At 63.4% G+C, this 19221-nt stretch carries 31 protein-coding genes; all 31 read right to left on the bottom strand.

Annotated features, from left to right (window positions below):
• Positions 1-122 precede the first annotated feature (122 nt).
• The gene (gene rplQ / locus JEY66_RS20260) at positions 123-539 is read right to left on the bottom strand and encodes a 50S ribosomal protein L17 (protein ID WP_016843769.1); all 417 of its coding nucleotides are present in this window, start codon (positions 537-539) and stop codon (positions 123-125) included.
• Between the two features lie 122 nt (positions 540-661).
• Positions 662-1693: a DNA-directed RNA polymerase subunit alpha gene (locus JEY66_RS20255; RefSeq protein ID WP_035631062.1), complete on the bottom strand. Its 1032-nt coding sequence runs from the start codon at positions 1691-1693 to the stop codon at positions 662-664.
• A 119-nt stretch (positions 1694-1812) separates the two neighbouring features.
• Positions 1813-2202 carry a 30S ribosomal protein S11 gene (gene rpsK, locus JEY66_RS20250; protein ID WP_006021048.1) on the bottom strand — a complete coding sequence of 130 codons (390 nt, stop codon included), beginning with the start codon at positions 2200-2202 and terminating at the stop codon, positions 1813-1815.
• 114 nt (positions 2203-2316) lie between these two features.
• The gene (gene rpsM / locus JEY66_RS20245; protein WP_016843766.1) at positions 2317-2685 is read right to left on the bottom strand and encodes a 30S ribosomal protein S13; all 369 of its coding nucleotides are present in this window, start codon (positions 2683-2685) and stop codon (positions 2317-2319) included.
• A 189-nt stretch (positions 2686-2874) separates the two neighbouring features.
• Complete coding sequence (locus JEY66_RS20240) at positions 2875-3759, bottom strand: adenylate kinase (protein WP_026192895.1); 885 nt, start codon at positions 3757-3759, stop codon at positions 2875-2877.
• 71 nt (positions 3760-3830) lie between these two features.
• Positions 3831-5165: a preprotein translocase subunit SecY gene (secY, locus tag JEY66_RS20235; RefSeq protein WP_016843764.1), complete on the bottom strand. Its 1335-nt coding sequence runs from the start codon at positions 5163-5165 to the stop codon at positions 3831-3833.
• Between the two features lie 156 nt (positions 5166-5321).
• Entirely contained in the window at positions 5322-5807 is a 486-nt protein-coding gene (rplO, locus tag JEY66_RS20230; RefSeq protein WP_018272131.1) for a 50S ribosomal protein L15, read from the bottom strand.
• Positions 5808-5828: 21 nt separating this feature from the next.
• Positions 5829-6020 carry a 50S ribosomal protein L30 gene (gene rpmD, locus JEY66_RS20225; RefSeq protein WP_024578582.1) on the bottom strand — a complete coding sequence of 64 codons (192 nt, stop codon included), beginning with the start codon at positions 6018-6020 and terminating at the stop codon, positions 5829-5831.
• A 34-nt stretch (positions 6021-6054) separates the two neighbouring features.
• On the bottom strand, positions 6055-6630 hold the full coding sequence (gene rpsE, locus JEY66_RS20220; RefSeq protein WP_016843761.1) for a 30S ribosomal protein S5: 576 nt from the start codon (positions 6628-6630) through the stop codon (positions 6055-6057).
• Between the two features lie 58 nt (positions 6631-6688).
• On the bottom strand, positions 6689-7048 hold the full coding sequence (rplR, locus tag JEY66_RS20215) for a 50S ribosomal protein L18 (RefSeq protein ID WP_016843760.1): 360 nt from the start codon (positions 7046-7048) through the stop codon (positions 6689-6691).
• Between the two features lie 11 nt (positions 7049-7059).
• The gene (gene rplF / locus JEY66_RS20210) at positions 7060-7593 is read right to left on the bottom strand and encodes a 50S ribosomal protein L6 (protein WP_016843759.1); all 534 of its coding nucleotides are present in this window, start codon (positions 7591-7593) and stop codon (positions 7060-7062) included.
• A gap of 14 nt (positions 7594-7607) precedes the next feature.
• Positions 7608-8006, bottom strand: coding sequence for a 30S ribosomal protein S8 (gene rpsH, locus JEY66_RS20205; RefSeq protein WP_018272133.1), 399 nt, complete (start codon positions 8004-8006; stop codon positions 7608-7610).
• A 16-nt stretch (positions 8007-8022) separates the two neighbouring features.
• Positions 8023-8328: a 30S ribosomal protein S14 gene (gene rpsN, locus JEY66_RS20200; protein WP_016843757.1), complete on the bottom strand. Its 306-nt coding sequence runs from the start codon at positions 8326-8328 to the stop codon at positions 8023-8025.
• Positions 8329-8374: 46 nt separating this feature from the next.
• Positions 8375-8932, bottom strand: coding sequence for a 50S ribosomal protein L5 (gene rplE, locus JEY66_RS20195; protein ID WP_016843756.1), 558 nt, complete (start codon positions 8930-8932; stop codon positions 8375-8377).
• Complete coding sequence (gene rplX, locus JEY66_RS20190) at positions 8925-9239, bottom strand: 50S ribosomal protein L24 (protein ID WP_016843755.1); 315 nt, start codon at positions 9237-9239, stop codon at positions 8925-8927. Before rplX ends, rplE begins: the two co-directional genes overlap by 8 nt.
• The gene (rplN, locus tag JEY66_RS20185; RefSeq protein ID WP_011473865.1) at positions 9239-9607 is read right to left on the bottom strand and encodes a 50S ribosomal protein L14; all 369 of its coding nucleotides are present in this window, start codon (positions 9605-9607) and stop codon (positions 9239-9241) included. Before rplN ends, rplX begins: the two co-directional genes overlap by 1 nt.
• A gap of 75 nt (positions 9608-9682) precedes the next feature.
• Positions 9683-9931, bottom strand: a complete 249-nt coding sequence (gene rpsQ / locus JEY66_RS20180) for a 30S ribosomal protein S17 (RefSeq protein WP_016843754.1) — start codon at positions 9929-9931, stop codon at positions 9683-9685.
• Between the two features lie 10 nt (positions 9932-9941).
• Positions 9942-10148 (bottom strand): 50S ribosomal protein L29, encoded by a 207-nt coding sequence (rpmC, locus tag JEY66_RS20175; protein ID WP_016843753.1) that lies wholly within the window; start codon positions 10146-10148, stop codon positions 9942-9944.
• Positions 10149-10153: 5 nt separating this feature from the next.
• Positions 10154-10567, bottom strand: coding sequence for a 50S ribosomal protein L16 (gene rplP / locus JEY66_RS20170; protein WP_018272134.1), 414 nt, complete (start codon positions 10565-10567; stop codon positions 10154-10156).
• A 30-nt stretch (positions 10568-10597) separates the two neighbouring features.
• The gene (rpsC, locus tag JEY66_RS20165; RefSeq protein ID WP_018272135.1) at positions 10598-11299 is read right to left on the bottom strand and encodes a 30S ribosomal protein S3; all 702 of its coding nucleotides are present in this window, start codon (positions 11297-11299) and stop codon (positions 10598-10600) included.
• Between the two features lie 20 nt (positions 11300-11319).
• Positions 11320-11706, bottom strand: coding sequence for a 50S ribosomal protein L22 (gene rplV, locus JEY66_RS20160; RefSeq protein ID WP_018272136.1), 387 nt, complete (start codon positions 11704-11706; stop codon positions 11320-11322).
• Between the two features lie 10 nt (positions 11707-11716).
• On the bottom strand, positions 11717-11995 hold the full coding sequence (gene rpsS, locus JEY66_RS20155) for a 30S ribosomal protein S19 (RefSeq protein ID WP_018272137.1): 279 nt from the start codon (positions 11993-11995) through the stop codon (positions 11717-11719).
• A 12-nt stretch (positions 11996-12007) separates the two neighbouring features.
• The gene (gene rplB / locus JEY66_RS20150) at positions 12008-12841 is read right to left on the bottom strand and encodes a 50S ribosomal protein L2 (protein WP_018272138.1); all 834 of its coding nucleotides are present in this window, start codon (positions 12839-12841) and stop codon (positions 12008-12010) included.
• A 12-nt stretch (positions 12842-12853) separates the two neighbouring features.
• Positions 12854-13153, bottom strand: a complete 300-nt coding sequence (locus JEY66_RS20145) for a 50S ribosomal protein L23 (RefSeq protein ID WP_016843746.1) — start codon at positions 13151-13153, stop codon at positions 12854-12856.
• Positions 13150-13770 (bottom strand): 50S ribosomal protein L4, encoded by a 621-nt coding sequence (gene rplD / locus JEY66_RS20140; RefSeq protein WP_016843745.1) that lies wholly within the window; start codon positions 13768-13770, stop codon positions 13150-13152. Before rplD ends, JEY66_RS20145 begins: the two co-directional genes overlap by 4 nt.
• 1 nt (position 13771) lies before the next feature.
• Positions 13772-14491, bottom strand: coding sequence for a 50S ribosomal protein L3 (gene rplC, locus JEY66_RS20135; protein ID WP_018272139.1), 720 nt, complete (start codon positions 14489-14491; stop codon positions 13772-13774).
• Between the two features lie 54 nt (positions 14492-14545).
• Complete coding sequence (gene rpsJ, locus JEY66_RS20130) at positions 14546-14854, bottom strand: 30S ribosomal protein S10 (RefSeq protein WP_002712302.1); 309 nt, start codon at positions 14852-14854, stop codon at positions 14546-14548.
• 86 nt (positions 14855-14940) lie between these two features.
• Positions 14941-16131, bottom strand: coding sequence for an elongation factor Tu (gene tuf / locus JEY66_RS20125; RefSeq protein WP_018272140.1), 1191 nt, complete (start codon positions 16129-16131; stop codon positions 14941-14943).
• 39 nt (positions 16132-16170) lie between these two features.
• Positions 16171-18243 carry an elongation factor G gene (gene fusA, locus JEY66_RS20120; RefSeq protein ID WP_018272141.1) on the bottom strand — a complete coding sequence of 691 codons (2073 nt, stop codon included), beginning with the start codon at positions 18241-18243 and terminating at the stop codon, positions 16171-16173.
• Between the two features lie 30 nt (positions 18244-18273).
• A complete protein-coding gene (rpsG, locus tag JEY66_RS20115) occupies positions 18274-18744 on the bottom strand; it encodes a 30S ribosomal protein S7 (RefSeq protein WP_016843741.1) in 471 nt (156 codons plus the stop codon).
• A gap of 15 nt (positions 18745-18759) precedes the next feature.
• Positions 18760-19131, bottom strand: a complete 372-nt coding sequence (rpsL, locus tag JEY66_RS20110) for a 30S ribosomal protein S12 (RefSeq protein WP_006611834.1) — start codon at positions 19129-19131, stop codon at positions 18760-18762.
• Positions 19132-19221: the final 90 nt, after the last annotated feature.

The following is a 19221-nucleotide window of genomic DNA, read 5'->3' as shown; positions in this document are numbered from 1 at the left end:
CAATTTAGATTTGGGGTAGTGGGTCCTGGCTTTCGCCAGGACGACGTCCGGGATGGAGCGTGGCCACCAAATAAAAACGGCGCCCGAAGGCGCCGTTTTCGAAACCTGGCTCTAAGCGAGGCTTACGCCGCCTCAGCTTCCTTGTCCTGCGCCGGACCGGAGTCCTGGCCCTTGGCGTCGACGTCGCGGTCGACGAACTCGATCACGGCCATCGCCGCGTTATCGCCGTAGCGGAAGCCGGCCTTGATGATGCGGGTGTAGCCGCCCTGGCGGTCCTTGTAGCGGGTCGCCAGCGTATCGAACAGCTTCTTGACCTGGTCGACGTCGCGCAGCTCCGAGATCGCCTGGCGGCGCAGGGCGAGGCCGCCCTTCTTGCCGAGGGTGACGAGCTTCTCGACGATCGGCCGCAGCTCCTTGGCCTTCGGCAGCGTGGTGACGATCTGCTCGTGCTTGATCAGCGCGGCCGCCATGTTCGCGAACATCGCACGCCGGTGCTCGGCGGTGCGGTTGAGCTTCCGATGAACCTTGCCGTGACGCATTGACTTCTTCCTTCTTCAATCTGCCGCGGTGGTTCAGCGACAAGTTTTGCAGGTGGGCATCCTGCGTTCGCCCATTAAAAAATCGTGGCCGGAGATTCTCCGGCCACGACGGTGAAATCGGATCAGTAGTGATCCTCGAAGCGCTTGGCGAGCTCGTCGATGTTCTCCGGCGGCCAGCCCGGCACTTCCATGCCGAGGTGCAGACCCATCTGGGCCAGCACTTCCTTGATCTCGTTCAGCGACTTGCGGCCGAAGTTCGGGGTGCGGAGCATTTCCGCTTCCGACTTCTGCACGAGGTCGCCGATGTAGACGATGTTGTCGTTCTTCAGGCAGTTTGCCGAACGCACCGACAGCTCGAGCTCGTCGACCTTCTTGAGGAACGCCGGGTTGAACGCGAGATCGGGGATGATCTCCTGCGTAACTTCCTTGCGCGGCTCTTCGAAGTTAACGAACACGTTGAGCTGATCCTGCAGGATGCGCGCGGCATAGGCCACCGCGTCCTCCGGCGTGATCGCGCCGTTGGTCTCGATCGTCATGGTCAGCTTGTCGTAGTCGAGGATCTGGCCCTCACGGGTGTTCTCGACCTTGTAGGACACCTTGCGGACCGGCGAGAACAGGCTGTCGACCGGGATCAGGCCGATCGGCGCATCCTCGGGACGGTTGCGCTCGGCGGCGACATAGCCCTTGCCGGTCGTGACCGTGAACTCCATGCGGATCTCGGCGCCGTCGTCCAGCGTGCAGAGCTGCAGGTCGGGGTTGAGCACGGTGACGTCGCCGACGGTCTGGATGTCGCCGGCGGTGACGGCGCCCGGACCCTGCTTCTTCACGACCATGCGCTTTGGGCCTTCGCCCTGCATCTTGATCGAGATGTCCTTGATGTTGAGGACGATGTCGGTGACGTCTTCACGGACACCCGCGATCGAGGAGAACTCGTGGAGCACGCCGTCGATATGCACCGACTGCACCGCCGCGCCCTGCAGCGAGGACAGCAGGATGCGGCGCAGCGCGTTGCCGAGCGTCTGGCCGAAGCCACGCTCGAGCGGCTCGGCGACCACGGTGGCGAACCGGCTCGCGTCCGAGCCCGGCGTCACCTGCAGCTTGTTCGGTCGAATGAGTTCTTGCCAATTTTTCTGGATCGTCACTGTTTCACCCATTTGCCGGTCACAGGGCCAAATCGACTGGCCGAACCCGGCGTTGGAGATCGCGGATCAGTCCGCGCGGTCAATTCCAAAAACCATCGCAGGGCGGCCAGAGGCCGCCCGCGACTTACAGATCAAACGCGCCGACGCTTGCGCGGACGGCAGCCATTGTGCGGGATCGTGGTCACGTCGCGGATCGAGGTGACGGTGAAGCCCGCAGCCTGCAGCGCGCGGAGCGCCGACTCACGGCCCGAACCCGGGCCGGCCACTTCAACCTCCAGCGTGCGCATGCCGTGTTCCTGCGCCTTCTTGGAGACGTCTTCGGCCGCGACCTGCGCGGCATAGGGGGTCGACTTGCGCGAGCCCTTGAAGCCCATGGTGCCGGCCGACGACCAGGCGATGGTGTTGCCCTGCGCGTCGGTGATGGTGATGGTCGTGTTGTTGAACGACGAATTCACGTGCGCGATGCCGGAGGCGATGTTCTTGCGTTCGCGGCGGCGTACGCGGGTGGCTTCCTTGCCCATTTCAAACCTTTCCTGTGATCTCGACGCCGCCGTAGTGCCAGCGGCTACACCTCAAAACGCAAATGGCGAGTAGCGAATTTCCATTCGCTACTCCCCACCTGCAATTCGCAAAACTTACTTCTTCTTGCCGGCGATCGCCTTGGCCGGCCCCTTGCGCGTGCGCGCATTGGTGTGGGTGCGCTGGCCGCGCACCGGCAGACCGCGGCGATGACGCAGGCCGCGGTAGCAGCCGAGGTCCATCAACCGCTTGATGTTGATGCCGACCTCACGACGGAGGTCGCCCTCGACCAGATAGTCGCGGTCGATCACTTCGCGGATCTGCAGGACCTCCTGGTCGGTCAGCTGGTTGACGCGACGGTCCACCGGGATCTTGACCTTCTCCATGATGTCGGCAGCGTTCTTCTGGCCGATGCCATGGATGTACTGAAGCGCGATCAGGACGCGCTTGTTGGTAGGAATGTTGACGCCGGCAATACGGGCCACGGACTTCTCTCCTGTCGCCGATCCATCACGGATACGGGCTTCTCAAGTTCTTGCTCTCTCGGGCTTGTGTCCACAAACGCGAACACGACGCCCTCCCCTCATGTCCTTCGGGGCCCGGCATCGTCATAAAACTATCCAACTTGGATGCGGGGCTTATTAAAGGATTCATGTCGGTTTCGTCAACCGCTCCTAGCGTTTAGCTCGCTTTTTCGTGAGCTTTTTTGCCGCCTTTTTGGCGGTCTTTGCTCCCTTGCGGGCTTTCGCGGCGCCGGCGGCCTTCTTTACCGCCTTCTTCGCGGCTTTCTTCACGACTTTCTTGGCCGCTTTGGCCTTGGAGGGCGCCTTGGCAGCCTTCCGGGCCGATTTGGCGGCCTTTTTGGCTGGTTTAGCTGCCTTCTTGGCCGGCTTCTTGCTGGCCTTCACGGCCGCCTTGGCGGCCTTTTTAGCCGCCTTGGGAGCGTGATCCTCGTGATCCTTCGGTTCCAGCGCGCCGAGCGCGGTCAGGATCCGGTTGATCTCGCGGGTGACGTGCTCGATGGTCATCATGCCATCGACCGTCAGGAGCTTCCGCCGCTCCGAATAATAGTGAATCAGCGGCTCCGTCAGCGAACGGTACTGCGCCAGGCGCTTGGTCAGCACTTCCGGCGTGTCGTCGAGGCGAACTTCCTCGCCGCGCGCGCGGGTTTCCTCGGCACGCTTCTCAACGCGGGCGAGCAGCGCGCTCTCGTTGACGCGGAGCTCAACCACCGCGTCGAGCTTGAGGTGTTTTTTCCGGAGCAGATCGTCGAGCGCCTCGGCCTGCGGCACGGTGCGCGGGAAGCCGTCGAGAATGAAGCCCTTCTTGGCATCGGGCTCCTCGATCCGGTCGGCGATGATTCCCACCACGACCTCGTCGGGAACCAGGCCGCCATTGGCCATGATCTCCTTGGCCTGCAAGCCGACCGGCGTGCCCGCGGCAACCGCAGCGCGCAGCATCTCACCGGTCGAGAGCTGGACGATGCCGTGCCTGTGCACCAGCCGCTGCGCCTGGGTTCCCTTGCCCGAGCCCGGCGGCCCCAAAAGGATCAATCTCATATCTGTTTCGCCCCCCGGCTAGGTGGGCGACGTCCGCACACCTGTGTTTTGAATTCGAAGCCGAGCCGCGATCAGCGGCGGCGGCCTCCCCTGAGCTTCGACTTCCTGATCAGCCCTTCGTACTGATGAGCGAGCAGATAGCCCTGCACCTGCGACACCGTATCCATCGTCACGCTGACGACGATCAACAGCGAGGTGCCGCCAAAGTAGAACGGGACCGATGCGTAGGAAATCAGAATTTCAGGAATCAGGCAGACGATCGCGAGATAGACCGCGCCGAGCACCGTGATGCGCGACAGCACATAGTCGATGTACTCGGCGGTGCGCTCGCCGGGCCGGATGCCCGGGATGAAGCCGCCATGCTTCTTCAGATTGTCCGCGGTCTCGGTCGGGTTGAACACGATCGCGGTGTAGAAGAACGCAAAGAACACGATCAGCGCGAGATACATGAACAGGAACAGCGGCCGGCCGTGGCTGAGCTGGGTCGTGATCCACTGGAACCATTCCGGCCCCTTGCCGGCGTTGAAGTTCGCGACCGTGGTCGGCAGCAACAGCAGCGACGAGGCGAAGATCGGCGGAATCACGCCCGAGGTATTGAGCTTGAGCGGCAGATGCGAGGACTGGCCCTCGAACATCTTGTTGCCGACCTGGCGCTTCGGATACTGGATCAAAAGCCGGCGCTGCGCGCGCTCCATGAACACGATGAAGGCGATCACGGCGACCGCCATCACGATGACGATCAGGATCAGGCCGGTCGACATCGCGCCCTGGCGACCAAGTTCCAGCATGTTGGCGAGCGCCGACGGCAATTCGGCGACGATGCCGGCCAGGATGATCAGCGAAATACCGTTGCCGATGCCGCGCGAGGTGATCTGCTCGCCGAGCCACATCAGGAACATGGTGCCGCCGGTCAGCGTGATTGCGGTCGAGATCCGGAAGAACATGCCGGGGTCGCTGACGACATTGCCGGCGCCTTCGAGGCCGATCGCGATGCCGTAGGACTGGAACAGCGCCAGGATCACCGTCAGATAGCGGGTGTACTGGTTCAGCGTCTTGCGGCCCGCCTCGCCTTCCTTCTTGAGCGCTTCGAGCTGCGGCGACACGGTGGTCAGGAGCTGCACGATGATCGACGCCGAGATGTACGGCATGATGTTCAGCGCGAAGATCGCCATGCGGTGGATGCCGCCGCCGGCGAACATGTTGAACATGCCGAGGATGCCGCCGGATTGGCTACGGAACACCTGCTCCCAGATGTTGGGATCGATGCCGGGCAGCGGGATGTAGGTGCCGAGCCGATAAACAAGCAGCGCACCCAGGGTGAACCAGATGCGCTTCTTCAGCTCGTCGGCTTTCGCCAGCTGTCCGAAATTGAGGTTGGCGGCAAGTTGTTCGGCTGCTGAGACCATGTTTCGGCTTTCTCCCGGAGCCCGCTTCGCCGGCGCCCCCAAAGAGATCAATTCCCTGGGCGCCGGCAGACACCGGACATTATCTGGTGCTCGGCCTCGATAAGTCCATCATTCGATCTGCGGATTGCCGGCGCGTCGCGGGCAATGACGCAGATGTTACGCCGCCTCGCCTTCTTCCTTGGCGGGGGCCAGGATCTTGACCGAGCCGCCGGCCTTCTCGACCGCGGCAATGGCCGACTTGGAAGCGCCGTGCACCTCGATGGTCAGCCTGGTCTTGATCTCGCCGCGGCCGAGCAGCCGCAGGCCGTCCTTGGCGCGGCGCAGCACGCCGGCCTTCACCAGCGATTCGACGTTCACCGTCGCGCTCGCATCGACCAGCTTGTTGTCGATCGCTTCCTGCAGACGGTCGAGATTGATCTCGGCGAAGTCGAGCCGGAAGATGTTGTTGAAGCCGCGCTTCGGCAGACGGCGATGCATCGGCATCTGGCCGCCTTCGAAACCCTTGATGCGGACGCCCGAACGCGCGGTCTGGCCCTTGCCGCCGCGGCCCGAGGTCTTGCCCTTGCCGGAACCGATGCCACGGCCGACACGCATGCGCTTCTTGCGCGAGCCGGCGTTGTCGGCGATATCGCTGAGCTTCATCGCCCTTCTCCTTATCTCTGCTTACTCGCCGACGACGCGGACGAGATGCTGAACCTTGCTGATCATGCCGCGAACTTCAGGGGTATCCTGCAGCTCGGCAACCCGGCCGATCTTGTTGAGCTTGAGGCCGATCAGCGTCGAACGCTGCGAGTGATGGCGGCGGATTGCGCTGCCGGTCTGCTCGACCTTGATCGTCTTGCTGGCCTTGGCCATCGTCTTGAACTCCAGAAAGCGCTGGTCGCGCGGGTTATTCCGCCACCACTTCGGCATCGCCGCCGACGCGGCGCGACTGCAGGGTGGAGACCTTGATGTTGCGGCGCGCCGCCACCGAGCGCGGCGAATCCTGATGCTTCAGCGCGTCGAACGTCGCGCGAACCATGTTGTAGGGATTCGACGAGCCGATCGACTTCGCCACCACGTCCTGGATGCCGAGCGTCTCGAACACCGCGCGCATCGGGCCGCCGGCGATGATGCCGGTACCGGCCGGAGCGGCACGCAGGTAGACGCGGCCGGCGCCGTGACGGCCGGCGATGTCGTGATGCAGCGTGCGGCCTTCACGCAGCGCGACGCGCGTCAAATTGCGCTTCGCCGATTCGGTCGCCTTGCGGATCGCTTCCGGAACTTCGCGCGCCTTGCCGTGGCCGAACCCGACCCGGCCCTTCTGGTCGCCGATCACGACCAGCGCCGCAAAGCCGAAGCGCTTGCCGCCCTTGACGACCTTCGCCACGCGATTGATGTGGACGAGCTTGTCGACGAACTCGCTGTCGCGCTCCTCGCGCTCCCTGCTCCGTTCGCGTCCGCCGCGTTCGCGTTCACCTGCCATGGTGTTTTCCAATCTCTAGGAGGCCTTGCGCCTCTTTCCTCGTCATCGTTCGTAAAGTTTAGAAGCTCAATCCGCCTTCGCGCGCCGCATCCGCGAGCGCCTTGACGCGCCCGTGATAGATGTAGGCGCCGCGATCGAACACGACTTCCTTGACACCCTTCTGCGCCGCGCGCTCGGCGAGCAGCTTGCCGACCGCCTTCGCCGCATCGATGTCGGCGCCGGTCTTGCCGGCGTCGCGCATGGTCTTCTCCAGCGACGAGGCGGAAGCGAGCGTCTCGCCCTTCTGGTCGTCGATGACCTGGGCGTAGATGTGCTTGGACGAGCGGAACACCGACAGCCGCGGACGGCCGCCTGCCGAGCGGCGAAGCGCAAGGCGCACGCGCTGCTTGCGCCGGGCATTCGTAACCTTGAGTGACATGACCGGCTCCGTTACTTCTTCTTGCCTTCCTTGCGGAAGATGAATTCGTTGGCGTACTTCACGCCCTTGCCCTTGTAGGGCTCCGGCGGACGGTAGGCGCGGATCTCGGCGGCGACCTGGCCGACGCGCTGCGGATCGTTGCCGGTGATCGTGATCTCGGTCGGCTTCGGCACCGCGATGGTGATGCCTTCCGGGATCGCGTACACCACGTCGTGGCTGTAGCCGAGCGCGAGCTGCAGGTTCTTGCCCTGCATCGCGGCGCGGTAGCCGACGCCGGTGATCTCGAGCTTCCTCTCGAAGCCCTTGGTGACGCCCTCGACGAGGTTGGCGACCTGCGCGCGCGCGGTGCCGTACATCGCCTGCGCGCGGTTGGTCTTGACCCGCGGAGCGACCTTGACCTGGCCGTTCTCGAACTTCACCTCGACGTCGTCATGCACGACGAACTGAAGCTGGCCCTTCGGCCCCTTCACCTTGACCGTCTGGCCCTCGACGGTCGCCGTCACACCCGACGGGATCGCCACCGGCCTTTTGCCGATACGTGACATCGCAATATCCTTCCTCAGAACACCGTGAAGAGAACTTCGCCGCCCACGTTGGCGTCGCGCGCCTGGTGGTCAGCCATGATTCCCTTCGGCGTCGACAACACCGAAATGCCGAGACCGTTGTTCACGCGCGGCAGGTTCTTCACCGAGGCGTAAACGCGGCGGCCCGGCTTCGACACCCGCTCGATCTCGCGGATGACGGGCTCGCCGTCGAAATACTTCAGCTCGATCTCGAGCTCGCTGCGGCCCGAGGCATGCTCGACGCTGGCGTAGCCGCGGATGTAACCCTCGGACTTCAGCACCTCGAGCACGTTGGCGCGCATCTTCGAGCCGGGGCTCGAGACCTTGGACTTGGAGCGCATCTGCGCGTTGCGGATGCGGGTGATGAGATCGCTGATCGGATCGTGCGTAGACATTGTTCCGACCCTCCCCTTACCAGCTCGACTTCACGAGGCCGGGAACCAGGCCCTTGGAGCCGAGTTCACGCAGCGCGATGCGCGAGAGCTTGTTCTTGCGATAGTTCGAGCGCGGACGCCCGGTCAGCTCGCAACGGTTGCGGATGCGCGTCGGCGACGAGTTGCGCGGCATCTCGGCGAGCTTCAGCGTCGCCGCGAAGCGCTCTTCCATCGGCTTGGTCTTGTCGGCGATGATCGCCTTCAGCTTCTCGCGGCGCGGGCCGGCGTTCTTCGCCATCCGCTTGCGCCGGTTGTTCTTCTCGACTGAACTCTTCTTTGCCATGCTTGGCTCCTGGGTATCCGCGTTTGAGTGGCTTTGGCTCAGCTACTCACTGCCGGAACGGGAAATTGAAAGCGGTCAACAAGGCACGCGCCTCGTCGTCGGTCTTGGCGGTGGTGCAGACCGTGATGTCCATGCCACGCGCTTCCGAGACCTTGTCGAAGTCGATCTCGGGGAAAATGATGTGCTCCTTGATGCCGAGCGAATAGTTGCCGCGGCCATCGAAGCTCTTCGGGTTCAGGCCGCGGAAGTCGCGGACGCGGGGCAGCGCCACGTTCACCAGGCGGTCGATGAACTCGTACATATGGGTCTTGCGCAGCGTGACCTTGCAGCCGATCGGCTGGTTCTCGCGCAGCTTGAAGGTCGCGATCGCGATCCGCGAATAGGTCACGATCGCCTTCTGGCCGGCGATCTGGGTCAGCTCGGCGGCGGCGGTCTCGGCCTTCTTGCGGTCGTTGACGGAGTCGCCGACGCCCATGTTGAGCACGACCTTGTCGAGGCGCGGCACCTGCATCACATTGGCATAACCGAACTTCTCGGTCATCATGCCGCGGATCTTCTTGTCATACTCCGCGCGCAGACGCGGCGTGTAAGCTGTATCAGCCATCGATCTCTGCTCCCGAGCTCTTGGCAACACGAACCTTCTTGCCATCGGCCTGAATCTTGAACCCGATGCGGGTCGGCTTTCCGTCCTTGCCGACATACGCAATGTTCGAAAGGTCGATCGGCATCTCCTTGGAGATGATGCCGCCTTCCTGGGTCTGGGTCTGCTTCTGGTGGCGCTTCACCATGTTGATGCCGCGAACGAGAGCCTTGTTCTCGTCCGGACGCACCTCGAACACCTCGCCGGTGCGACCCTTGTCGCGGCCGGTGAGCACCATCACCTTGTCGCCCTTGCGGATCTTGGCAGCCATCACAGCACCTCCGGCGCGAGCGAAATGATCTTCATGTGGTTCTTGGCGCGCAGCTCGCGCGGCACCGGCCCGAAGATACGGGTGCCGACCGGCTCGGACTGATTGTTGATCAGCACGGCGGCGTTGCGGTCGAAGCGGATGACCGAACCGTCGGCGCGGCGGATGTCCTTGCGGACCCGGACCACGACGGCCTTCATCACGTCGCCCTTCTTCACCTTGCCACGCGGAATGGCTTCCTTGATCGACACAACGATAACGTCGCCCACGGTGGCATAGCGGCGCTTGGAACCTCCAAGAACCTTGATGCACATGACACGGCGTGCGCCTGAATTATCGGCCACGTCGAGGTTGGTCTGCATCTGAATCATTGATGCACCTCGTCCTCTTTCTGCGCTTAAGCGCGCTCAAAATTTCCCTGAATTCCCTCGGCCAGGCCGAATTAATCAGGCCGTTTTCTTGTGTTCGCCCCGGACCACGGTCCAGCGCTTCAGCTTCGAGATCGGCTTCGATTCCTCGATCCAGACCATGTCGCCCGGCTTGAACTGGTTGTTCTCGTCGTGCGCGTGGTAGTTCTTGGAACGGCGGATCGTCTTCTTGTAGATCGGGTGGGTGAAGCGGCGATCGACGCGCACCACGATGGTCTTGGCTTGCTTGTCGCTGACGACCACGCCCTGCAGAGTACGTTTCGGCATAGCTGGCCCCTTACTTCTTCTTCGCGCGCTGCTGGGCAGCGATGGTCTTGATACGAGCGATATCGCGGCGGGCTTCCCGCATCCGCGAGGTGTTCTCCAGCTGCCCGGTGGCGCGCTGGAAACGCAGGTTGAAGCGCTCCTTCTTCAGGTTCAGGATCGCGTCTTCCCGCTGGTCGTCGCTCATCGCGCGAATGTCTTCAACTTTCATCTCGGCCATGGCGATTACTCCGCAATGCGCGCAACGAAGCGCGTCTTGATCGGCAGCTTGGCGGCGGCGAGCGACAGCGCTTCCTTCGCGGTCTGCACCGGCACGCCGTCGATCTCGAACATCACGCGGCCCGGCTTGATCCGGACCACCCACAATTCCGGGGCACCCTTGCCGGAGCCCATGCGGACTTCGGCGGGCTTCTTCGACACCGGCACGTCCGGGAACACGCGGATCCAAACGCGGCCGGCGCGCTTCATGTGACGGGTCAGCGCGCGGCGGGCGGCTTCGATCTGACGGGCGGTGACGCGGTCAGGCTCCATCGCCTTGAGGCCGAACTGGCCGAACGCCAACGTCGCGCCAGAGGTCGCAACGCCGTGGATACGGCCCTTATGCGCCTTCCGGAACTTCGTTTTCTTAGGTTGCATCATGGCTTTAAGCCCTCAAATTCCTGCTTTGCCTCAAGCGGCGTCGCGGCGCGAACGCGGCGTGTTGTCGCCCTCGGCCATCTTCTTGTCCTGGGCCATCGGATCGTGCTCGAGGATCTCGCCCTTGAAGATCCAGACCTTGACGCCGCAGGTGCCGAAGGTCGTGAACGCGGTGGCAACGCCGTAGTCGACGTCGGCGCGCAACGTGTGCAGCGGCACGCGACCTTCGCGGTACCACTCCATGCGCGCGATTTCGGCGCCGCCGAGACGGCCCGAGCAGTTGATACGGATGCCCTCGGCACCGAGACGCATCGCCGACTGCACGGCGCGCTTCATGGCGCGGCGGAACGCGACGCGGCGCTCGAGCTGCTGGGCGATCGATTCAGCGACCAGGGTCGCGTCGAGCTCCGGCTTGCGGATTTCGACGATGTTGATCACGACGTCCGACGAGGTGATGTCGGCGACCTTCTTGCGCAGCTTGTCGATGTCGGCGCCCTTCTTGCCGATCACGACGCCCGGACGGGCCGAGTGGATCGTCACGCGGCACTTCTTGTGCGGACGCTCGATAACGATGCGGGCGACGGCCGCCTGCTTGAGCTCCTTGTGCAGGATCTCGCGGATCTTGACGTCCTCGTGCAGGAGCTTGCCGTATTCCTGCTTGCCGGCGAACCAACGGGAGTCCCAGGTCCGGTTGATGCCGAGACGCAGCCCGATTGGATTGATCTTTTGACCCATCGTCTTCTCCTGCGCCCTTCTTAAGCGCTTGCCTCGGCCTCGACCTGACGAACCACGATGGTCAGGTGCGAGAACGGTTTGAACACACGGCCCGAACGGCCACGGCCGCGCGGAGCAAAACGCTTCATCACGATGCCGTTGCCGACATGCGCCTCGGCAACGACGAGATCGTCGACATCGAGGTCATGGTTGTTCTCGGCGTTGGCGATCGCCGATTCCAGGCACTTCTTGACGTCGACCGCGATCCGCTTGCGCGAGAACTGCAGGTCGGCGAGCGCAGCGGACGCCTTGCGGCCGCGGATCAGCTGCGCCACCAGGTTGAGCTTCTGCGGGCTGACGCGCAGCATGCGGGCGACGGCCTTGGCCTCATTGTCCGCGAGGCTACGTTCGCGCTTTGGTTTGCTCATCGTCTATTCCTCAAGCCTTCTTGGCTTTCTTGTCGCCCGAGTGGCCGTGGAAGGTCCGGGTCGGCGAGAACTCGCCGAACTTGTGACCCACCATTTCCTCGTTGATCGCCACCGGCACATGCTTCTGGCCGTTGTAGACACCGAAGGTCAGGCCGACGAACTGCGGCAGGATGGTGGAGCGGCGGCTCCAGATCTTGATGACGTCGTGACGGCCGGACGCGCGGGCGGCATCTGCCTTCTTGAGCAGAGAACCTTCGACGAACGGGCCTTTCCAGACTGAACGAACCATGTCCGGCGTTCCTTACTTCTTCCGCTTGTGGCGGCTGAGGAGAATGAATTTGTTGGTCGACTTGTTGGTGCGGGTCTTCTTGCCCTTGGTCGGCTTGCCCCACGGAGTAACCGGGTGGCGACCGCCCGAGGTACGACCTTCACCACCGCCGTGCGGGTGATCGATCGGGTTCATGACGACGCCGCGGTTGTGCGGACGCCAGCCGAGCCAGCGGGTACGACCGGCCTTGCCGATCGAGATGTTCATGTGATCCGGGTTCGAGACCGCGCCGATCGTGCCGCGGCAACGGCCGTGCACCAGACGCTGCTCACCCGAGTTCAGACGGATGATCACGTAGTCCTGGTCGCGGCCGACGATCTGGGCGTAGGTGCCGGCGGAGCGCGCCAGCTGGCCGCCCTTGCCGATCTTGAGCTCGATGTTGTGCACGATCGTGCCGACCGGCATGTTGCCGAGCGGCATGACGTTGCCCGGCTTGACGTCGACATAGTTGCCGGCGACGACGGTGTCGCCCGCTGCCAGGCGCTGCGGCGCCAGGATGTAGGCCAGCTCGCCGTCCTGATACTTGATCAGCGCGATGAACGCGGTGCGGTTCGGATCGTACTCGAGCCGCTCGACGACCGCCGGCACGTCCACCTTGTCGCGGCGGAAGTCGACGGTGCGGTAGGCCTTCTTGTGGCCGCCGCCGCGGAAACGCACGGTGATGCGACCGGTGTTGTTGCGACCGCCATTACCGAGCTTGCCCTCGGTCAGGGTCTTCACCGGCTTGCCCTTGTAGAGCGCCGAACGATCGACCATGACCAGCTGGCGCTGGCCCGGCGTCGTGGGATTAAAGGTTTTCAATGCCATCGTCGTTGCGCCTTATAGTCCGGTAGTCACGTCGATGCGGTGGCCCTCTTCCAGGGTCACGATCGCGCGCTTGGTATCCGACTGCGAGCCGAGATTGCCGCGGAACACCTTGGTCTTGCCCTTGCGAACGAGCGTGTTGACGCTCTTCACCTTGACATCGAACAGCTTCTCGACCGCTTCCTTGATCTGCGGCTTGGTGGCCTTGCCGGCGACCTTGAACAGCACCTTGTTGTGCTCGGAGGCGAGCGTCGCCTTTTCCGTCACGACCGGCGAGATGATGACGTCGTAGTGGCGCGGATCGATGTTCTTCATTTGAAGCGCGCCTCCAGCGCATCAACCGCAGCCTTGGTCAGCACCAGCTTCTGGCGGCGGAGAATGTCGTAGACGTTGATGCCCTGGATCGGCAGCACGTCGATGTTCGGAATGTTGCGGGCCGCGGTCGCGAAACCGGCGTTCAGCTCGGCGCCGTCGATGATCAGCGCGTTGGTGAGCCCGAGGCCGGAGAAGTGACCGAGCAGCGCCTTGGTCTTCGCGGCCTCGAGCTGCGCATTGTCGATCACGATCAGCCCGCCGTCCTTGGCCTTGGCCGACAGCGCATGCTTCAGCGCGAGCGCGCGCACCTTCTTCGGCAGGTCGGTCGCGTGCGAGCGAACAACCGGACCGAACGCACGGCCACCGCCGCGGAACTGCGGCACGCGGGCCGAGCCGTGACGGGCGCCGCCGGTGCCCTTCTGCTTGTACATCTTCTTGCCGGTGCGCCAGATCTCGGCGCGGCCCTTGGCCTTGTGGGTGCCGGCCTGACGCTTGTTCAGCTGCCACTGCACACAGCGCTGAATGATGTCGGCACGCGGCTCGAGACCGAAGATCGCGTCCGAGAGCTCGACGGATCCGGCGTCCTTGCCTTCAAGGGTCGTGACTTTCAATTCCATCTCACACGCCCTCCTTCTCGGCCACAGCCTCGGCAGCTTCGCCACCTGCAACCTTGAACTTGCCGGGCTTCGGGGCTTCCTTCGGCAGCGGCTTCTTGACGGCGTCGCGCACCGAGATCCAGCCGCCCTTGGAGCCGGGAACGGCGCCTTCGACGAGGATCAGGCCGCGCTCGACATCGGTCGAAACCACGCGCAGATTGAGTGTGGTGATGCGGTCGACGCCCATGTGACCGGGCATCTTCTTGTTCTTGAAGGTCTTGCCGGGGTCCTGACGACCACCGGTCGAACCGATCGAACGGTGCGAGATCGACACGCCGTGGGTGGCGCGCAGACCGCCGAAATTCCAGCGCTTCATGCCGCCGGCAAAGCCCTTGCCGATCGAGGTGCCGGTCACGTCGACAAACTGGCCGACCACGAAATGGTCCGCCTGGATTTCCGCGCCGACCGGGATCAGCGCGTCCTCGGACACGCGGAACTCGGCGACCTTGCGCTTCGGTTCGACCTTGGCGACCGCGAACTGGCCGCGTTCGGCCTTGGGCATGTACACGGTCTTGCGGGCGCCCGAGCCGAGCTGAAGAGCGACATAGCCGTTCTTCTCGGTCGTGCGGTGGCCCAGCACCTGGCAGTTGCCCAACTTCAGCACGGTCACAGGGATATGCTCGCCGGTCTCCGTAAAGACCCGCGTCATCCCGACCTTTTGTGCGATCACTCCGGAGCGCATCGGCGTGCTTCCTGTCTTTCTGTCCGCAAGCGGCGGACGTAAAAATCCAAAACCTTAGAGCTTGATCTCGACGTCGACACCGGCGGCCAGGTCGAGCTTCATCAGCGCATCGACGGTCTGCGGGGTCGGGTCGACAATGTCGAGGAGGCGCTTGTGGGTGCGCATCTCGAATTGCTCGCGGCTCTTCTTGTCAACGTGCGGCGAACGGTTGACGGTGAACTTCTCGATGCGGGTCGGCAGCGGAATCGGTCCGCGAACCTGCGCACCGGTGCGCTTCGCCGTGTTCACGATCTCGCGGGTCGACGTATCGAGGATTCGATGGTCGAACGCCTTGAGACGGATGCGAATATTTTGGCCGTTCATTGCCGTATTCTTTCTTTAGTGAGTGGCGAGTAGCGAATAGCGAATGGAGTGACCCACTCGCTACTCGCCATTCCCTATTCGCGTAGTTACTCGATGATCGCGGCGACGACGCCGGCGCCGACGGTGCGGCCGCCTTCGCGGATCGCGAAGCGCAGCTTCTCTTCCATCGCGATCGGCACGATCAGGTGCACTTCCATCGCGATGTTGTCGCCCGGCATCACCATCTCGGTGCCTTCCGGCAGGTGCACGACACCGGTCACGTCGGTGGTGCGGAAGTAGAACTGCGGACGGTAGTTGGTGAAGAACGGGGTGTGGCGACCGCCCTCTTCCTTGGTGAGGATGTAAGCCTCAGCCTTGAACTTGGTGTGCGGCTTGACCGAACCGGGCTTGCACAGCACCTGGCCACGCTCAACTTCCTCGCGCTTGGTGCCGCGGAGCAGCGCACCGATGTTGTCGCCAGCCTGGCCCTGATCGAGCAGCTTGCGGAACATTTCGACGCCGGTGACGATGGTCTTCTGGGTGTCGCGGATACCGACGATTTCGATTTCCTCGCCGACCTTGATCACGCCGCGCTCGACACGGCCGGTGACGACGGTGCCGCGGCCCGAGATCGAGAACACGTCTTCAACCGGCATCAGGAACGGCTGGTCGATCGGACGCTCCGGCTGCGGGATGTACTCGTCGACGTTGCGCATCAGCTCGAGGATGGCGTCGTGGCCGAGCTTCTTGTCCTTGTCCTCGAGGGCGGCGAGCGCCGAGCCCTTGATGATCGGGATCTTGTCGCCCGGGAATTCGTACTTCGAGAGCAGCTCGCGGACTTCGAGCTCGACGAGCTCGAGCAGCTCCGGATCGTCGACCATGTCGCACTTGTTGAGGAACACGACGAGCGCGGGCACGCCGACCTGGCGGGCGAGCAGGATGTGCTCGCGGGTCTGCGGCATCGGGCCGTCAGCAGCCGACACGACCAGGATCGCGCCGTCCATCTGCGCGGCACCGGTGATCATGTTCTTCACGTAGTCGGCGTGGCCGGGGCAGTCGACGTGGGCGTAGTGGCGGTTGGTCGTCTCGTACTCGACGTGAGCGGTCGAGATCGTGATGCCGCGGGCCTTCTCTTCCGGCGCCTTGTCGATCTGGTCGTAGGCGGTGAACGTCGCGCCGCCGGTTTCTGCGAGCACCTTGGTGATCGCTGCGGTCAGCGAGGTCTTGCCATGGTCGACGTGACCGATGGTGCCGATGTTGCAGTGGGGCTTGTTACGTTCGAATTTAGCTTTGGCCATTTGACTCTCCGTTCAATCGTTGACTGCCATCAACGACAATCAGGCAAACTTCTTCTGGACTTCAGCCGACACGTTCGCCGGAGCTTCGGCGTAGTGATCGAACTGCATGGTGAAGGTCGCGCGACCCTGGCTCATCGAGCGCAGGTTGTTCACGTAACCGAACATGTTCATGAGCGGCACCATCGCGTTGATGACGTTGGCGTTGCCGCGCATGTCTTGGCCCTGGATCTGGCCGCGCCGGGAATTCAGGTCGCCGATGACCGAACCGGTGTAGTCTTCCGGGGTCACCACCTCGACCTTCATGATCGGCTCGAGCAGAACGGACTTGCCCATCTGCAGCGCCTCGCGGAAGCAGGCGCGCGTGGCGATTTCGAAGGCCAGCGCCGACGAGTCGACGTCGTGGAACTTGCCGTCGATCAGCTGCACCTTGACGTCGACGATCGGGAAGCCCGCGACCACGCCGGAGGACAGCACGCTCTCGAGACCCTTCTCGACGCCGGGGATGTATTCCTTCGGAACCGCGCCGCCGACGATCTTCGATTCGAACTCGTAGCCCTTGCCGGCTTCGTTCGGCTCGACGATCAGGGTGACGGCCGCGAACTGGCCGGTACCGCCGGTCTGCTTCTTGTGGGTGTAGCTGTGCTCGACCCGCTTGGTGACACGCTCGCGGAACGCCACCTGCGGCGCGCCGATATTGGCGTCGACCTTGTAGGTGCGCTTGAGGATGTCGACCTTGATGTCGAGATGCAGTTCGCCCATGCCCTTGAGGATGGTCTGGCCGGACTCGTGGTCGGTCGACACGCGGAAGGACGGATCCTCCGCGGCGAGCTTCGCCAGCGCCACGCCCAGCTTCTCCTGGTCGGCCTTCGACTTCGGCTCGATCGCGATCTCGATCACCGGCTCCGGGAATTCCATCTTCTCGAGGATCACCGGCTTGTTGGGATCGCACAGCGTGTCGCCGGTGCGCGCTTCCTTCAGGCCGGCCAGCGCGACGATGTCGCCGGCATAGGCTTCCTTGATGTCCTCGCGGTTGTTCGCATGCATCAGCAGCATCCGCCCGATCCGCTCCTTCTTCTCGCGGGTCGAGTTGATGACGCCGGTGCCCGACTGCAGGATGCCGGAGTAGATGCGGCAGAAGGTGATGGTGCCGACGAAGGGGTCGTCCATGATCTTGAACGCGAGCAGCGCCAGCGGCTCCTTGTCGTCCGCCTTGCGCACGACCTCGTTGCCGTCCTCGTCGGTGCCCTTGATCGCGGGCACGTCGATCGGCGACGGCAGGTAGTCGACGACGGCGTCGAGCAGCGGCTGCACGCCCTTGTTCTTGAACGCGGAGCCGCACAGCACCGGATAGAACGCGCCGGTCAGCACGGCCTTGCGGATCAGGCGCTTCAGGGTCGCCTCGTCCGGCTCCTTGCCGTCGAGGAACGCAGCCAAAGCGTCGTCGTCGAGTTCGACGGCGGCTTCCACCATCTTCTCGCGATACTCCTTGGCCTGCTCGACCAGATCTTCCGGAATGTCGACATAGTCGAACTTGGCGCCGAGCGATTCATCGTTCCAGATGACGCCCTTCATCTTCACGAGGTCGACGAGACCCTTGAAGTTGTTCTCGGCACCGATCGGCAGCTGGATGGCGATCGGCTTGGCGCCGAGGCGGTCGACGATGTCGGACAGGCACTTGAAGAAGTCGGCGCCGGTCTTGTCCATCTTGTTGGCGAAGACGATGCGCGGAACCTTGTACTTGTCGCCCTGGCGCCAGACGGTCTCGGTCTGCGGCTCGACACCCTGGTTGGAGTCGAGGACGCAAACGGCACCGTCGAGCACGCGCAGCGAACGCTCGACCTCAATGGTGAAGTCGACGTGGCCGGGGGTGTCGATGATGTTCAGGCGCTTGCCGTTCCAGAACGCGGTGGTCGCAGCCGAGGTGATCGTGATGCCACGCTCCTGCTCCTGCTCCATCCAGTCCATCGTCGCGGCACCTTCGTGCACTTCGCCGATCTTGTGGCTCTTGCCGGTGTAATACAGGATGCGCTCGGTGGTCGTGGTCTTGCCGGCGTCGATATGCGCCATGATACCGAAGTTGCGGTAGTCCTCGATGGCATGTTGGCGGGGCATGAGACTGTTCCTTAAATTCCGTTGTTCGCCTTACCAGCGATAGTGCGAGAACGCGCGGTTGGCTTCCGCCATCCGGTGCACGTCTTCACGCTTCTTGACGGCGTTGCCGCGATTGTTCGAGGCGTCGAGCAGCTCCGCCGAGAGACGCTCGGTCATGGTCTTCTCGTTGCGCTCGCGGGCGGCCGAGATCAGCCAGCGGATGCCGAGCGCCTGACGGCGCACCGAACGGACTTCGACCGGAACCTGGTAGGTCGCGCCGCCGACGCGGCGGGAACGAACCTCGATGGTCGGCATCACGTTCTCGAGCGCCTGCTCGAACACGCCGAGCGGGTTCTGCTTGGTCTTGGCCTCGATCATGCCGAGCGCACCGTAGACGATGTTTTCGGCAACCGACTTCTTCCCGGCGTACATCACCGAGTTCATGAACTTCGTAATGATGATGTTCCCGAACTTCGGATCCGGAAGAACTTCACGCTTCTCGGCAGAATGGCGACGCGACATCTGATCGGTTCCCGCTTACTTCGGACGCTTCGCGCCGTACTTCGAACGACGCTGCTTACGGTTCTTGACGCCCTGGGTATCCAGCACGCCGCGGAGGATGTGGTAGCGCACACCGGGCAAGTCCTTGACGCGGCCGCCGCGGATCATGACCACCGAGTGCTCCTGCAGGTTATGGCCTTCACCCGGGATGTAGCCGATCACCTCGAAGCCGTTGGTCAGGCGCACCTTGGCGACCTTACGAAGCGCCGAGTTCGGCTTCTTCGGGGTCGTGGTGTAGACGCGCGTGCACACGCCGCGCTTCTGCGGCGACTGCTGCAGCGCCGGCACCTTCTTACGCGACTTCTGCACTTCACGCGGATTTGCGATCAGCTGGTTGATCGTCGGCATGCAGCCTTCACCCTTTAGTTCGCGCGAAAACCTTGAATGGCTCCGCAAATTTCTTCTCAGGACTAGCCGTCCCGCACGGCCCACTCGACA

The sequence above is a fragment of the Bradyrhizobium elkanii USDA 76 genome (assembly GCF_023278185.1).
Classification (GTDB): Bacteria; Pseudomonadota; Alphaproteobacteria; order Rhizobiales; family Xanthobacteraceae; genus Bradyrhizobium; species Bradyrhizobium elkanii.
The sequence above is the reverse complement of the archived record's forward strand: the minus strand, read 5'-3'. Positions and strand labels throughout refer to the sequence as shown.

Bases quoted from the DNA above. Each gene is read 5' to 3' on its own strand.
- rplQ (WP_016843769.1), bottom strand. From the start codon at position 539: ATGCGTCACGGCAAGGTTCATCGGAAGCTCAACCGCACCGCCGAGCAC.
- JEY66_RS20255 (WP_035631062.1), bottom strand. From the start codon at position 1,693: ATGGGTGAAACAGTGACGATCCAGAAAAATTGGCAAGAACTCATTCGA.
- rpsK (WP_006021048.1), bottom strand. From the start codon at position 2,202: ATGGGCAAGGAAGCCACCCGCGTACGCCGCCGCGAACGCAAGAACATC.
- JEY66_RS20240 (WP_026192895.1), bottom strand. From the start codon at position 3,759: ATGAGATTGATCCTTTTGGGGCCGCCGGGCTCGGGCAAGGGAACCCAG.
- secY (WP_016843764.1), bottom strand. From the start codon at position 5,165: ATGGTCTCAGCAGCCGAACAACTTGCCGCCAACCTCAATTTCGGACAG.
- rplO (WP_018272131.1), bottom strand. From the start codon at position 5,807: ATGAAGCTCAGCGATATCGCCGACAACGCCGGCTCGCGCAAGAAGCGC.
- rpmD (WP_024578582.1), bottom strand. From the start codon at position 6,020: ATGGCCAAGGCCAGCAAGACGATCAAGGTCGAGCAGACCGGCAGCGCA.
- rpsE (WP_016843761.1), bottom strand. From the start codon at position 6,630: ATGGCAGGTGAACGCGAACGCGGCGGACGCGAACGGAGCAGGGAGCGC.
- rplR (WP_016843760.1), bottom strand. From the start codon at position 7,048: ATGTCACTCAAGGTTACGAATGCCCGGCGCAAGCAGCGCGTGCGCCTT.
- rplF (WP_016843759.1), bottom strand. From the start codon at position 7,593: ATGTCACGTATCGGCAAAAGGCCGGTGGCGATCCCGTCGGGTGTGACG.
- rpsH (WP_018272133.1), bottom strand. From the start codon at position 8,006: ATGTCTACGCACGATCCGATCAGCGATCTCATCACCCGCATCCGCAAC.
- rpsN (WP_016843757.1), bottom strand. From the start codon at position 8,328: ATGGCAAAGAAGAGTTCAGTCGAGAAGAACAACCGGCGCAAGCGGATG.
- rplE (WP_016843756.1), bottom strand. From the start codon at position 8,932: ATGGCTGATACAGCTTACACGCCGCGTCTGCGCGCGGAGTATGACAAG.
- rplX (WP_016843755.1), bottom strand. From the start codon at position 9,239: ATGGCTGCCAAGATCCGCAAGGGCGACAAGGTGATGGTGCTCACCGGC.
- rplN (WP_011473865.1), bottom strand. From the start codon at position 9,607: ATGATTCAGATGCAGACCAACCTCGACGTGGCCGATAATTCAGGCGCA.
- rpsQ (WP_016843754.1), bottom strand. From the start codon at position 9,931: ATGCCGAAACGTACTCTGCAGGGCGTGGTCGTCAGCGACAAGCAAGCC.
- rpmC (WP_016843753.1), bottom strand. From the start codon at position 10,148: ATGGCCGAGATGAAAGTTGAAGACATTCGCGCGATGAGCGACGACCAG.
- rplP (WP_018272134.1), bottom strand. From the start codon at position 10,567: ATGATGCAACCTAAGAAAACGAAGTTCCGGAAGGCGCATAAGGGCCGT.
- rpsC (WP_018272135.1), bottom strand. From the start codon at position 11,299: ATGGGTCAAAAGATCAATCCAATCGGGCTGCGTCTCGGCATCAACCGG.
- rplV (WP_018272136.1), bottom strand. From the start codon at position 11,706: ATGAGCAAACCAAAGCGCGAACGTAGCCTCGCGGACAATGAGGCCAAG.
- rpsS (WP_018272137.1), bottom strand. From the start codon at position 11,995: ATGGTTCGTTCAGTCTGGAAAGGCCCGTTCGTCGAAGGTTCTCTGCTC.
- rplB (WP_018272138.1), bottom strand. From the start codon at position 12,841: ATGGCATTGAAAACCTTTAATCCCACGACGCCGGGCCAGCGCCAGCTG.
- JEY66_RS20145 (WP_016843746.1), bottom strand. From the start codon at position 13,153: ATGAAGAACATCGATCCGCGCCACTACGACGTCATCATCTCGCCGGTC.
- rplD (WP_016843745.1), bottom strand. From the start codon at position 13,770: ATGGAATTGAAAGTCACGACCCTTGAAGGCAAGGACGCCGGATCCGTC.
- rplC (WP_018272139.1), bottom strand. From the start codon at position 14,491: ATGCGCTCCGGAGTGATCGCACAAAAGGTCGGGATGACGCGGGTCTTT.
- rpsJ (WP_002712302.1), bottom strand. From the start codon at position 14,854: ATGAACGGCCAAAATATTCGCATCCGTCTCAAGGCGTTCGACCATCGA.
- tuf (WP_018272140.1), bottom strand. From the start codon at position 16,131: ATGGCCAAAGCTAAATTCGAACGTAACAAGCCCCACTGCAACATCGGC.
- fusA (WP_018272141.1), bottom strand. From the start codon at position 18,243: ATGCCCCGCCAACATGCCATCGAGGACTACCGCAACTTCGGTATCATG.
- rpsG (WP_016843741.1), bottom strand. From the start codon at position 18,744: ATGTCGCGTCGCCATTCTGCCGAGAAGCGTGAAGTTCTTCCGGATCCG.
- rpsL (WP_006611834.1), bottom strand. From the start codon at position 19,131: ATGCCGACGATCAACCAGCTGATCGCAAATCCGCGTGAAGTGCAGAAG.